Annotated in this window: 12 protein-coding genes and 1 pseudogene; 5 read left to right on the top strand and 8 right to left on the bottom strand. The window is 46.6% G+C overall.

Annotated elements, in window-relative coordinates:
* Nucleotides 1–20 precede the first annotated feature (20 nt).
* Complete coding sequence (locus tag ACINLD_RS12950; RefSeq protein WP_026585718.1) at nt 21–557, top strand: GNAT family N-acetyltransferase; 537 nt, start codon at nt 21–23, stop codon at nt 555–557.
* 44 nt (nt 558–601) lie between these two features.
* On the opposite strand, the gene ACINLD_RS12945 is transcribed toward ACINLD_RS12950, so the two are convergent.
* A complete protein-coding gene (locus ACINLD_RS12945; RefSeq protein WP_026585717.1) occupies nt 602–1,537 on the bottom strand; it encodes a response regulator in 936 nt (311 codons plus the stop codon).
* Between the two features lie 8 nt (nt 1,538–1,545).
* Nucleotides 1,546–2,874, bottom strand: coding sequence for a sensor histidine kinase (locus ACINLD_RS12940; protein WP_077735795.1), 1,329 nt, complete (start codon nt 2,872–2,874; stop codon nt 1,546–1,548).
* Between the two features lie 383 nt (nt 2,875–3,257).
* Here ACINLD_RS12940 and ACINLD_RS12935 point away from each other — a divergent pair, with 383 nt between their 5' ends.
* Both ACINLD_RS12935 and ACINLD_RS12930 read left to right on the top strand, forming a co-directional pair.
* Entirely contained in the window at nt 3,258–4,241 is a 984-nt protein-coding gene (locus ACINLD_RS12935) for a glutaminase (protein WP_077735796.1), read from the top strand.
* A gap of 26 nt (nt 4,242–4,267) precedes the next feature.
* Nucleotides 4,268–5,698: an alanine/glycine:cation symporter family protein gene (locus ACINLD_RS12930; RefSeq protein WP_026585714.1), complete on the top strand. Its 1,431-nt coding sequence runs from the start codon at nt 4,268–4,270 to the stop codon at nt 5,696–5,698.
* A gap of 24 nt (nt 5,699–5,722) precedes the next feature.
* On the opposite strand, the gene ACINLD_RS12925 is transcribed toward ACINLD_RS12930, so the two are convergent.
* A complete protein-coding gene (locus tag ACINLD_RS12925; RefSeq protein ID WP_077735797.1) occupies nt 5,723–6,448 on the bottom strand; it encodes a vWA domain-containing protein in 726 nt (241 codons plus the stop codon).
* Between the two features lie 128 nt (nt 6,449–6,576).
* On the opposite strand from ACINLD_RS12925, the gene ACINLD_RS12920 reads away from it, so the two are divergent.
* Nucleotides 6,577–6,969, top strand: a complete 393-nt coding sequence (locus tag ACINLD_RS12920) for a DUF2809 domain-containing protein (protein ID WP_026585712.1) — start codon at nt 6,577–6,579, stop codon at nt 6,967–6,969.
* Between the two features lie 21 nt (nt 6,970–6,990).
* Here ACINLD_RS12920 and ACINLD_RS12915 read toward each other — a convergent pair whose 3' ends face one another.
* The gene (locus ACINLD_RS12915; protein WP_410207029.1) at nt 6,991–9,132 is read right to left on the bottom strand and encodes a SpaA isopeptide-forming pilin-related protein; all 2,142 of its coding nucleotides are present in this window, start codon (nt 9,130–9,132) and stop codon (nt 6,991–6,993) included.
* 324 nt (nt 9,133–9,456) lie between these two features.
* Between ACINLD_RS12915 and ACINLD_RS12910 the strand changes: the two genes are divergently transcribed.
* Nucleotides 9,457–10,179, top strand: coding sequence for a DUF421 domain-containing protein (locus ACINLD_RS12910; RefSeq protein ID WP_077735799.1), 723 nt, complete (start codon nt 9,457–9,459; stop codon nt 10,177–10,179).
* Between the two features lie 30 nt (nt 10,180–10,209).
* Here ACINLD_RS12910 and ACINLD_RS12905 read toward each other — a convergent pair whose 3' ends face one another.
* The 4 genes and pseudogenes from ACINLD_RS12905 to ACINLD_RS12890 all read right to left on the bottom strand — a co-directional run bounded on the left by ACINLD_RS12905 (nt 10,210) and on the right by ACINLD_RS12890 (nt 12,317).
* Nucleotides 10,210–10,398: a hypothetical protein gene (locus ACINLD_RS12905; protein ID WP_179115657.1), complete on the bottom strand. Its 189-nt coding sequence runs from the start codon at nt 10,396–10,398 to the stop codon at nt 10,210–10,212.
* A 7-nt stretch (nt 10,399–10,405) separates the two neighbouring features.
* Nucleotides 10,406–10,528 (bottom strand): annotated as a pseudogene (locus ACINLD_RS12900) (MerR family DNA-binding transcriptional regulator); the annotation flags it as partial.
* 67 nt (nt 10,529–10,595) lie between these two features.
* Complete coding sequence (locus tag ACINLD_RS12895) at nt 10,596–10,904, bottom strand: hypothetical protein (RefSeq protein ID WP_077735866.1); 309 nt, start codon at nt 10,902–10,904, stop codon at nt 10,596–10,598.
* A gap of 33 nt (nt 10,905–10,937) precedes the next feature.
* On the bottom strand, nt 10,938–12,317 hold the full coding sequence (locus ACINLD_RS12890) for a PTS transporter subunit EIIC (RefSeq protein ID WP_410207028.1): 1,380 nt from the start codon (nt 12,315–12,317) through the stop codon (nt 10,938–10,940).
* Nucleotides 12,318–12,322: the final 5 nt, after the last annotated feature.

The raw sequence follows: 12,322 nt of genomic DNA, 5'->3' as shown, positions 1-12,322 counted from the left end.
TGCACTAGGAGGCCCAGACCATGGAAACGCTTTATACAGACAGATTGACTTTGAGAAAAATGGAATTGGAAGACGCGGATATCCTCTGTGAATACTGGTCAGATCCGGAAGTTACAAAACATATGAACATCACGCCTTTCACAAGCGTTTCACAAGCGCGTGACATGATTCAAATGATCAATGATCTAAGCCTTGAAGGACAGGCAAACCGCTTTTCCATCATTGTAAAAGAAACGAATGCAGTCATCGGGACATGCGGCTTTAATATGATCGACCAAGAAAACGGCAGGGCTGAAATCGGCTATGACTTAGGAAGAAATCATTGGGGAAAAGGCTTTGCTTCAGAGGCGGTTAAAAAGCTGGTCGACTACGGCTTCACAAGCATGAACCTCAACCGCATCGAAGCGAAGGTGGAGCCCGAAAACACACCTTCAATCAAACTTCTGCAATCTCTATCCTTTCAAAAGGAAGGGCTGTTAAGAGAGTACGAGAAAGCAAAAGGCAGACTGATTGATGTGTACATGTTTTCACTGCTGAAAAGAGAATACGCTGGATAACCGGTTATGCAGAAGAGCTTCCTCAAAGGTAGAGGAAGCTCTTTTTAACCCCTTTTTCCGGCGCTCTCATTTAAGCGCTTGGCTTCCAAAAAGAAAACCTGGATGAACTTTTTCGTGTTGACGCGGGCTGATGTCATCGAGGCGGCAGAGTCTTTCTGGAGCTCTTTCATTTTTTTGCTGATGACCGTAAAGTCGAAAAATCTTGAAGCATAGCTTTCAAACTTCGGATTTGAAAAGTCTGTTAACCCGAGTGAGGCAAAATGGTTCAACGAATGGCTGACAGCCCTTCGTATCCGCTGTTCCGACGCCTTGACCTCCCGGTTGATGTCAACGGGCGATGCGGACGGTCCAAGCTTTTCTTCTGCGATGTTCATAAAAATGTCTTTAAGCGGGGGAAAATTCTTTTCATATAATGATGTCTGTTCATCGTCAAATAGATATTGAAGGATGGCGATCAAGTCCTTCGATCCGCTTTCCCCGACGATGCCAAGCTCAGAAAGGAGAAATTCGCCCGTTTCTTGAATGCTTTTTTCCCGGATCGCGTTCCTCCGTCCCCCATTTGTATCCACCAGCCGGCTGATGGAGGACTGGATATCCTGAATCGACCTTTCAAGCTCAATCCGTTCCTTCACTTTTTGAATGACACTTAAGATTTCAATTTTGTTAATCGGTTTTTGAATATAATATTCGATCCCGAGGGAATAAGCCTCGCCGATCATTTCCTTTGACTCCACCTGGGAGATCATGATGATTTTCCCAGAAAAAGATCCGTGCAAATGGCGGATCGTCTCAATCCCATCGCGAATCGGCATCAAAAGATCGACAAATAAAATATCAATCTGCTGTAAATTTAAAACATGCCCTTCCAATTCACAGCCGTCCTCCGCTTCTCCGGCTGCCTCCCCCAAATCTTCGTCTTCAATGATCTGCTTTAAAATCGATCGCACAGCGCGGTCATCATCGGCGATAAAAAAACGCATCAGGCGGTTCACCCTTTCTGAATCAATTGTTGAACGGGAAGTCTGATCGCAAACACGACACCGTTTCGATGGTTGCAAAACGTAATCCCGCCTCCGAGCCCTTCGACGGCTTCCTTCACATAGGAAAGGCCGATCCCCGTGGATGGGGTGCCAAACTCATCATACTTTGACGTATAGCCAGGCTCAAACACCACATCCCCGATCTTCTCGGGAATCCCGGGGCCATCGTCTTCGATCCGGCATTCCAGCATCCCCTCTTCGTTCCGAAACAGGCTGAGGCGGATGCGGCCGTTTTTCTCTATCGCTTCCACCGCATTGGCCATAATATTATTGATCATTGATAAAATCGTATAGACATGATATTTCGGATGCTCTCCAGAGACGGTGTATTGAAACTCGATGTCCTTGCCGAGGGATTCAGCGTACTTCCGGTTGATTCCGATCACAAGACGGACTAAGTCTTCGGCCCCCATATAGTCCCGGAAGCTCTCATTGGAAATGAGTTTTGAAAGGCCGGCAAAAATACGCTGATTATCCTTTTTGACTTCGTGGATTTCGCCGGCGAGCCGCAAAACCTTCTGGCTGAGCGGCTTTTCTGAAGGATGTTCCCGGCTGCGCTGATTGAGAATCCGGTACAGCTGATATGACTCATTCGTGATCTGTTCTGTATTCTTCAGCGTTTTTTTCAAATGAATCGTTTCTTCATATAAGTTTGAAATGATCATCAGCATATGCTCATTTTGCTCGCGGATTTGCTTCTCCCTTGATTGTGATTCATACAGCTTCATGACATTAAAAAAGCTCAGGACGATGAAGCTGTGTGAAAAGGCAATCGCCATCACATCGCGTATTTTTCCCGGTGTGACGGTGGATGAAAACGCCGCATATTGAACAGCCAGCTCCGCTCCGTCGGCAATGATTTCAATCGCAAAACCGAGAAATCCAATCAAAAGCGGCTGATATTGAAACCTCTTCACCTTAGCCAAATCAAACAGAAAGGCATACGTGAAGTAAAAGAAAAAGGTCGGATAATGGTCATAAAAAGCCGACTGCCAATCGAGCTGATTTCGGCCGAAAACATCGAGCATCACCCGGAAGGCGACAACCGCCGCCCCTGTTGAAAGACCGGGAAGAACTGCCGGCACATTTCTTAACAGCAGCAGAAAAAAGAAGAATGTCGGTACGCCAAAACTGATCCGAAAGGTCTCATTCAGAGGATAAAACTTCAATTCCCCCGCCAAAGGAACCGTTAAAAGCATCAACATCAAAATATAGCCGTCTTTTTTGATAAGCCGCCCGGCCTTTCCGATCAAATTCCTCCATTTTTCATCTATCATGCTGATCCTCCATTAAAAACCGTGATGCTTTATTTTGGCGTCAATCACACTTGTACGCAACACCCATTTGACCCATGAACAATTTCATTTTTAAATCAATCGGCTTATTTTTATCATATCTTTGTCGGTTTTTGTATGATGTTGTAGGTTCTATTATAAATTGAATTTATATTTTCTCAATTTGTAAACGCTAACTTTTTCCGCACATCATTCCCTTGTGTTATATCCAAACCCCTTTTATCAGGCAAGCTGCGACAGTGTACAGGCCCCCCTTTAGCTTTTACGCCTGTTCTGCCGCCATGCCTGAAAAGTCGCAGCCGTAGTCTTCGCATTTTTCTAGAAAGCCGTAAGCTTTGTCAAAACGTCAGATTGGAGGAATTTTGATGAATGAAGCCGTGAAAGAACGTTATGACGCCGATGTCTGGCAATCCCGCCTGAAGAATCTGGCCGAATATTACCGGCCTTTTTCCGCGAGCGGGCGCACCGCCGAATATATCCCCGCTTTAGGAACAATCGATTCAAATCAGCTCGGCATTTGCCTCATTGGCACGGATCAAATGAAGATCACCTCCGGGGATTGGAATGTGCCCTTTACACTGCAAAGCATCTCAAAGGTGATCAGCTTTATCGCCGCCTGTGTGACGAGAGGGATTTCTTATGTATTGGACCGCGTCGATGTCGAACCGACAGGCGATGCGTTTAATTCGATCATCCGCCTTGAAATGCACAAACCGGGAAAACCGTTTAATCCGATGATCAACGCCGGTGCCCTGACGATCGCTTCGATTCTGCCCGGTGAATCGGCTCGGGAAAAAACAGAAGCGCTTTATGCGCTCATGGACAAAATGGTCGGAAAACGCCCGAATATCAATGAGAAAGTCTTTCGGTCCGAATGGCAGACCGCCCATCGGAACAGAGCTTTAGCTCATTATTTAAAAGAAACCGGCTTTTTGGAAGCCGATGTCGAACAGACGCTTGAAGTCTACCTCAAACAATGCGCCATGGAAGGAACCACAGAAGACATCGCTCTGATCGGCATGATTCTTGCCAACGACGGATATCACCCTTTCCGAAGAGAGCAGGTCATTCCAAAGGATGTCGCCAGGCTGACAAAAGCGTTAATGCTGACATGCGGCATGTACAATGCATCCGGGAAATTTGCCGCCTTTGTCGGCATCCCTGCCAAAAGCGGCGTTTCCGGCGGCATCATGTGTGCGGTCCCTGCCAGTCTCAAAAGAAAGCAGCCTTTTCAGCAAGGCTGCGGAATCGGCATCTATGGACCGGCCATTGACGAGTACGGCAACAGCCTGACAGGCGGGATGCTTTTAAAACATATCGCCCGGGAATGGGATCTTAGCATTTTCTAAAACACAATCAAAAAAGAGGTGAAAGCATGCAGCAATTCCTTCAAGACATCATCGGAATAACAAATGATTTTCTCTGGTCAAAACTATTGATGATTATGCTCCTTTCTTCCGGTCTATTTTTCACGTTCAAATCGAAGTTCTTTCAAGTTCGTTTGCTGAAAGAAATGTTCCGGGTTTTAAGAGAAAAAGCGCCTGACAAACATGCGATCTCGCCGTTTCAGGCTTTTTGCATCAGCATGGCCGCGAGAGTCGGCACGGGTAATATTACGGGGATTGCTATCGCGATCGCCTTGGGCGGACCGGGCGCCATCTTTTGGATGTGGGTCATCGCCATTATCGGTTCGGCTTCAAGCCTTGTCGAAAGCACACTCGCACAAATTTATAAAGTGCGGGACAAAAACGGCTTCCGCGGAGGCCCTGCTTATTATATGGAAAAAGGGCTGAAAAAACGCTGGATGGGCGCCCTTTTTGCCGTGCTTATCACCTTGTCGTTCGGCATCGTCTTTAACGCCGTCCAGTCAAACACGATAACGGTTGCTTTTGAAAACTCATTCGGGACGGACCGGCTGACATTGGGGCTCATCATTACGATCGCATTCGGCATCATTACCTTCGGCGGAATCAAACGGATCGCCAAATTATCGGAATATATCGTCGTCTTTCTCGCCGTTTTATATATCGGTGTTGCCGTTTTCGTGATGCTGATGAACATGACAAAACTGCCGGAAGTGCTCTCTCTGATTGTAAGACATGCGTTCGGCCTCGAACAGGCCGCCGGGGGAGCTGTCGGCGCGGCGCTGATGAACGGGATTAAGCGCGGACTCTTCTCAAATGAAGCCGGGATGGGAAGCGCGCCGAACGCGGCCGCCGCAGCTGCGACGAGCCACCCCGTCAAACAAGGTCTTGTCCAGGCTTTAGGGGTCTTTACAAGCACATTAGTGATTTGCTCAAGTACAGCGTTTATCATTTTATTTTCCGATGCCTACAAACAGCCGGGACTGAGCGGTATCGAATTGACGCAAGCCTCGCTCAGCACCCACATCGGCTCATGGGCGTCCGGCTTTCTCGCCATCATGGTGTTTTTGTTCTCATTCAGCACCTTGATCGGCAATTACTACTACGGGGAAACGAATATCGAATTTCTGCATACGAATAAAGCATGGCTGATGGTTTACAGAATCAGCGTGCTTGCCATGGTCATCTTCGGCTCCGTGTCAAAGGTTCAGCTTGTCTGGGATCTGGCCGACTTGTTCATGGGCTTGATGGTCATCGTCAACTTGATTGCGATTTTCCTCTTATCCAAGGTAGCGTTCGCCGCTTTGAACGACTATGTGAGACAACGAAAAGCCGGAAAAGACCCGGTCTTTTACAAGGATGTCGTCGAACACCATGAAAGCATAGAGTGCTGGGAGCATTCAGACACTGTACGCGATGCTGAAAGCAAAAATGCGATATAAAAAGCCGCCGGTATGGCGGCTTTTTCATCTTCCAAACAACCTGCTGAAAATCCCTTTTTTCTTCGGCTTTTCAGCCTGAAGCTCTTCTTTGACAATACCTTTTTGCTTTGCTTCTCTTAACCATTTGGGAAATTCATTGAGAAGCGAGTCATATAATTCATCATCTGTCAGCCGGTCAATCTCTTCAATGTGAAAAAAATTGGCGTTGTCGACAAAACGCCCTTCCAGCTCATCGATTTTTTTGAGAAAGTCGAAATTCCCCCCGCCGATTCCGACAAACTGCCAGAAAAGCGGTTTATCTGAGGATGCTTCAATAATCGGTTTGATCGATTTTTTGCAGCCGCCATCATTGATAAAAACGATAAAAGCAGGATATTCACTGCCTTCTTCAACGGTGTATTTCTGCAGGACATCTTTCATGACCGGCGGTTCATTATTCCTTCCAAATTTATGCACCTCGGCATTGTTGATGATTTCCCTATTGACATACCCGCTAAAATCCTTTTCTGTTATCGGTGCCAGCCGGGAAAATTCATTGTCATACACCCAAACATCGAGCATTCCGTCGTCATCAAACCGATCGGCGACAGCCAGCACTCTTTCGACAGTCTTTTGTACGGTTCCTTGTTTGTAAAGCCCCCTCATCGAACCGGTGATATCCAGCACTAAACCGACCTTTGCCTTCACATCGGTTAATTGTTTTTTCTCGAGGACGATATTGAGACTTTTCTTTTGCAGGTCTATTGACATTGCCCAATCTCCTTTTTGTGAAATGCTGATTTACCTTACTTTTTACGAACACGGCAAATGAAAGTTTCAATGTGAAACTTGATCAGTGCTAAAATGTTCTTGGAACATATAGAGAAATGGGGTTTATCATGACAAAAAAACGCAGCCGCACCCGGCAGGCAGGATTGACGTTTGCGGCCATGGCAGCGGGGTTAGGTGTAAGGAAAATGGCCGGCATGCTGCCGGATATTGTGAATTCTTATGCAGGAGATGCGCTTTGGGCGCTGATGATTTTCTTTGGGTTTGGATTTCTGTTCAACAAAGCCGGCACACGAGCGGTAGCGCTCGGAGCGCTGTTGTTTTGCTTTTTAATAGAGTTCAGCCAGCTTTACCACGCTCCGTGGATCGACCGTTTGCGAACTATTCCGCTCGGCGGCCTCATCCTTGGATACGGATTTTTATGGAGCGATTTGTTTGCTTATTTGCTCGGCGTGGGCGCAGGGTCTGTCCTCGAGCTCTTTTCGCGAAAAAGACAGCCGTAAAGCTGTCCTTTTCGTGAAGATTTACACCCTTTGATTTTGAGTCTTTTTGCGGTTTAAAACATATGTGACACATCCGATAATAAGAAGGATGGGTCCAATGAGTAAAGCACGATACAGGCCGTCATTTCCTGTATTCGGCAGCAGGTGTCCTCCTGTTTTTTCGACATGTCCAGTGTCTCTATCCTTTTTGGCAGGAGGAGCTGCGGTATTTGTCTCTTCCTTATGATTTTCTACCGTATGCTTTACGATTTGCCCATCTTTTTTGATTTCAAATGCGAATGTTTCTTCATTTAAAACATATCCTTTCGGGGCGATTGTTTCCGTATAAGTGTATTTCCCGTAAGGAAGCCTGTCGAATCGGGCGATTCCGTTTTCACCGGTTTTTCCTCTGGCGACTTCCTCTCCCTTTTCATTGCGAATAACAAATTCCGCGCCTTTTAAACGGGTGTTCCCATCTGCTGCATCGGTTTTGGTCAGCTCAAGCGAGCCTGTCATCTTGTGATTGGATGCCTTAAGCTTTACTGTCTGACCGTTTTCTGAAATCGAAAATCGAAGCGGTTCAGGATCTAGTACATATCCGCGCGGCGCTTTTTTCTCTGTAAAAATATAAGAACCGGATGGCAGGTTGTCAACAGAGATGTTTCCGTCTTCATTTGTACGATATTCACCGATGACCGCGCCGTCCTCATGTTTCAGCTCATACACGGCACCCTCTAATGTTTTCTGCGGCTGCTTTTCATCCACCTTGATCAATTCTGCGCTGCCCTTGATCGCTTTGTTCTCAATATGAAACTTAACGACATGCCCGTCCCCTCTGATGTTCAGCAGATGTTTCGTTGGATCAAGCACAAATCCTTGCGGTGCCTTTGTTTCTTGGACTGTATATTGTCCGTACTCGACATGATCGAAAAAGGCTTCTCCTTGATCATTTGTAAGCGCTGTTTTCAGCTTTTCTCCGTTCTTGTCAAACAGTGTGAATTCAGCGCCTTGCAGAGCGCGTCCATTTTCATCCGTCTTCTTGATTTTGACGCCGCCTGTCACCTTTTGATTGACAAAAGTCAGTACAGAGGTTTCTTCGGTTTTGACAACCACGGTTTGAGGATCAGGATTCAGCACGAACCCTTCCTTTGTTTTTGTTTCAACAACTGTGTATGTTCCAAGCGGCAGGTTTTCGGCTGTGGCTTGTCCGGAATCATCGGTCACAAGCGATGCGACTTTCCGGCCGCTTTCATCCTTCAAATCGAATGCGACACCTGACAGAGGCTTGTCTTCGTCATCGGTTTTTACAATTTGGATGGCGCCTTTTGTCTCCCATGAAGCCGCTGCAGCCGCCTGAATATGCTTCTTGGCGTTCGTTAATGTCACAACGTCTTGATATGTGCCGTCAGATCGATATTTCATCGTCATCAATTGCTTCAGTTCTGCATCGATGTGCACGTCCATCGTTGATGTCGGGGTGTTTTTCGGCAACATGATTTGAAATGATTCATTTGTTTTAAACCGTTTCTTCACGTTTCCTTCGATATCCGTTACCACCGCCTGTTTCGGCGCATGTTTTAAAGATACCGTGTATGTACCGGCCGCACTGCTTTTGACTGTATAAGGCGGTGTCTGCAAATCATGACCGCGAATTGACGCTTTGGCGTCCTTTGGCGTCACGGTAAGCGTTATGTCCTGTGTATCATCCGCACGGTCCGCTTTTTCCAAAAGGAAATGGACTGCTTCTTCAATCCTCTCATCACGATATGTAAGGTTTTTTTCTGTCACTTCGCCGACAGCAATCCAGACGGCCACTTGCGTCGCATAGTGGGCTTTCGCTTTGCTTGTCACACCCAATTCAGAGGGGGATGCGCTGGGGTAGCCGTATGTTAAAATCCGGTACACCTTATCATTCATTCGGCCGCTTGACGGCATATCGGCATTGTCAGGCGAGCTTTTCCCCGGCTGCAAACAGTATGCGAGCCTTGATGGATCATCGGCTGCTTTAATTTGCTCAGTCGGCAGATAGCCGCCAATGCTTTCGTCATAAGCCCAGCCGGACACCTTTGTACTCGGATCACCGGCAAATGTGTCAGCGAATGCCTGACGGGGCATGAAAGACAACATCGAGCTGAAGATCATCAAAAAAACCGCAATCAGCAGAAATGGCTTCTTTACATTCATGGTCTCACTTCCCTTTCTTTTAAAAAGCGTTTTACAGTCGTTTCTAAAAGGAAGTGATGAACCTATCCAGAATCGTAAAAGAAGACCGGGCAATGGAGTGTTGAAGAAGATGCCGGAATATCAAACACCTCCCTCCTGCCGCTTCATCATACCATAATTACCAGAAAATTCTGAGAGAATTTCGGATTATTTCCTCCTTTTCGTTTTAGCGCTTTTTTCTCACGGGTCAGCCTTTTCCTTCCGGCTAATTTCTTAAATAAGATCCTTTATTTCAGCCAAAATATAAATGGTCGAAGCAGAAAAAGCGAAAAAGGAAGTAAAACAATGGAAACTGTGAAAGAAATTTTACTCGTTTATGGTCGGATTATTACGATTTTACCGTTTTTGTTAATGGTCACATTGTATATGGGTAAGCGTTCGATCGGGGAAATGCCGGTCTTTGATTTTTTAATCATTATTACGCTCGGAGCCGTTGTGGGGGCGGATATCGCCGATCCAAAAATCGAACATTTGCATACCGCTTTTGCGGTTTTGGGGATCGCACTTTTGCAAAGGCTCACATCAAAAATCATGATTAAAAGCAGAACACTAGGGCGTCTGATCACATTTGAACCGACCATTGTCATTAAAGATGGAACATTCATCGTCGGCAATTTAAAGCGGATCCGTTATTCGATCGATAATATTTTGCAGATGCTTCGGGAAAAAGACGTTTTTAATGTCGGTGACGTTGAAATGGCGTTTATAGAGGCAAACGGAAATTTAACGGTCTACAAAAAACCGGATAAGATGGAGGTTACCGCAGAAGATTTGGGGATCCAAAAAAGCCGCGGCGGATTTTCCTACCCTGTCATCGTCGACGGAAAAATATACGCTTCCGTCCTTCGCCAATTACATATATCGGAAAGCTGGCTCATCGATCAGTTGAAAGAGAGGGGAATCGAACAAATCAGCGCGGTTTTTTTCGCTTCAGTCAATCAACAACATGAACTTCATGTTTCACTTCAAAATGATATGACGAAAGTCGAGCCGGACATTTTGCATTAAAAAGTTCCGGCCGAGCAGCCGGAACCGTTTTCATTCCTCTTTTTCAACATCCATATCATTGTGCATGATATAATGTCCGAACACTTTCTGCAGCCACTCTTCCTCCTCTTTTGTAAATGGCGATGGCAGCTTATTTGCATACGGCTGCGATTCGATCGCCTCGATTTTGCTTAAGCCCGCCAGAACATCCTCTCCGACAAATGCGAGGCTCGCCTTCATATAGCGATCCGGAACCGGGCGCTTTTTGAGGCTTCAGCAGGCCGATTTCATCATCATCATGCAACGTCCGAATCGATGTACCTGTCATTTCTGAGAAAACGCCAATTGAATAATAAGGTTCTTGTTTCATGTAAGACACCTCCAACGAACGGTTCATACCAATCATACCGCCTCACGCTGCTGGAGGTGCAAGGGCTTTATCCGCTCAAAAATTCCACATATTCGAATACCGAGGAGTCGGGATGCTTCAGTGTCATGTTTTTACCGGTCGGAACTTCTTTGATATCGCGAATGACAGAAGCGCCTCTGCCTATGAGGTATTCTTTCCATTCTTCCACAGAATCGACGATCAAGGTCGCTTTTGTCTCGGTGAATGGTTTTAACCGCCGACAGCCGCGATTTCCCAGCTTCATTTCGGGATATTGACATCTCAGTTCCAACATCTGTTCATAAAACGGCAGAGCGGTTTCCAGATTGTCAACATAAAGCCTCGTGTACGTTTTCAATACGTTCTTTTCGTCCGACATTATAGCATGTGATTATTTCTCATCTGGCGGGAGCTGCTCTATAATTGTCTCCATTTCTTTTTTGACATTCCCCGCTTTTGTGCCGATCACGATCTGGATATGATGCTGATCAATTTTGACGACGCCGTGCGCCCCCAAGTCCTTCAACATGGCTTCATCCGCCAATGACGCGTCTCTTAACTTCAATCGCAAACGCGTCATACAGTTGTCGCATGATAGGACATTCTCCGGGCCGCCAATATGGTGGAGAATACCGTGAGCCATCGATGGATGGGATGTGTTTGCTTCAAGTGCATCTTGTTCTCTTCCGATCAACGGTATGTTGCGCTTTGTAATGATGAAGTAAAACGTCACATAGTAAAGAGCAAAAAAGAGAAGTCCGACCGGTATGATCCATAATCCGCGATCTGATAAATTGAGGTTCAGCAAATAGTCGATGGCGCCCGCTCCCCATGAAAAGCCGTGGCGGATGCCCAGCATACAGAGCACCGCTCCGGCGAGCCCCGTGTAGACAGAATGAAGAAAATATAATAAAGGTGAAGTAAATAAAAACGTGAATTCAATCGGCTCCGTGATTCCGGTGATCATTGATGTCGCTGCTCCGGACGACATCAGGGCTTTCGTTTCTTTTTTTCGTTTTTTGGCGGCGCGTGAAATCGCCAAGGCAATCGCCGGGATGCCGAAGATCATCGTGATAAAAAAGCCGCCGAGGAAATACCCGGCTGTAGGATCTCCGTTTAAAAACCGCGTAATTTCTCCTGTGACCGTCTCACCGGAAACCGTTTGATACCGACCAAGACCAAAATATACATACGTGTTCATCACATGGTGAAGGCCGAACGGAAGCAAAAACCGGTTCAAAAAACCGAAAACGAACACCCCGAAAGCGCCGAGCCCCACAAGCGTCTGGCTAAAAGTATCGATGGCTGCCTGTGCATAAGGCCAGACGATGGAAAACAGGCCCGCAGCCGGGATCATGAGCAAAACGATCATCGTCAGCGGAAACTTTTCTCCGCCAAAAAATGAGAACATGCTCGGAAGCCGTGTGTCATGAAAGCGATTGTAAATGAAAGCGGCCGCCAAACCGGCGATGACTCCGCCGAACACGCTCATGTCAAGGTCCTGATTCATAATGCCGAGCCCTTCTTTTAATATGGTGATCGCCAAGTATCCCGTCAGTGCGGGTATTCCCTTATTTTTGGTTTTGGAGAGCCCCATGGCGATGCCGATAGCAATCAGCACATCCATATTGCTTAAAATCACGCCTGACGCCTGAAAGAGCGGAATATCAAGCATGTCTTCGGCCGACAGACGCAGCAAGAGGCCTGCTATCGGAAGAACGGCAATCGGGATCAGCAATGACTTTCCTAATAACTGCAGAAAATGTTTCATACCGC

Source organism: Bacillus sp. z60-11 (genome assembly GCF_046464135.1).
Classification (GTDB): domain Bacteria; phylum Bacillota; class Bacilli; order Bacillales; family Bacillaceae; genus Bacillus; species Bacillus sonorensis_A.
This window is presented reverse-complemented; position numbering and strand designations above follow the sequence as displayed.

Coding starts and splice junctions, on each gene's coding strand:
- ACINLD_RS12950 (WP_026585718.1), top strand. CDS start 21: ATGGAAACGCTTTATACAGACAGATTGACTTTGAGAAAAATGGAATTG.
- ACINLD_RS12945 (WP_026585717.1), bottom strand. CDS start 1,537: ATGCGTTTTTTTATCGCCGATGATGACCGCGCTGTGCGATCGATTTTA.
- ACINLD_RS12940 (WP_077735795.1), bottom strand. CDS start 2,874: ATGATAGATGAAAAATGGAGGAATTTGATCGGAAAGGCCGGGCGGCTT.
- ACINLD_RS12935 (WP_077735796.1), top strand. CDS start 3,258: ATGAATGAAGCCGTGAAAGAACGTTATGACGCCGATGTCTGGCAATCC.
- ACINLD_RS12930 (WP_026585714.1), top strand. CDS start 4,268: ATGCAGCAATTCCTTCAAGACATCATCGGAATAACAAATGATTTTCTC.
- ACINLD_RS12925 (WP_077735797.1), bottom strand. CDS start 6,448: ATGTCAATAGACCTGCAAAAGAAAAGTCTCAATATCGTCCTCGAGAAA.
- ACINLD_RS12920 (WP_026585712.1), top strand. CDS start 6,577: ATGACAAAAAAACGCAGCCGCACCCGGCAGGCAGGATTGACGTTTGCG.
- ACINLD_RS12915 (WP_410207029.1), bottom strand. CDS start 9,132: ATGAATGTAAAGAAGCCATTTCTGCTGATTGCGGTTTTTTTGATGATC.
- ACINLD_RS12910 (WP_077735799.1), top strand. CDS start 9,457: ATGGAAACTGTGAAAGAAATTTTACTCGTTTATGGTCGGATTATTACG.
- ACINLD_RS12905 (WP_179115657.1), bottom strand. CDS start 10,398: ATGAAGGCGAGCCTCGCATTTGTCGGAGAGGATGTTCTGGCGGGCTTA.
- ACINLD_RS12890 (WP_410207028.1), bottom strand. CDS start 12,317: ATGAAACATTTTCTGCAGTTATTAGGAAAGTCATTGCTGATCCCGATT.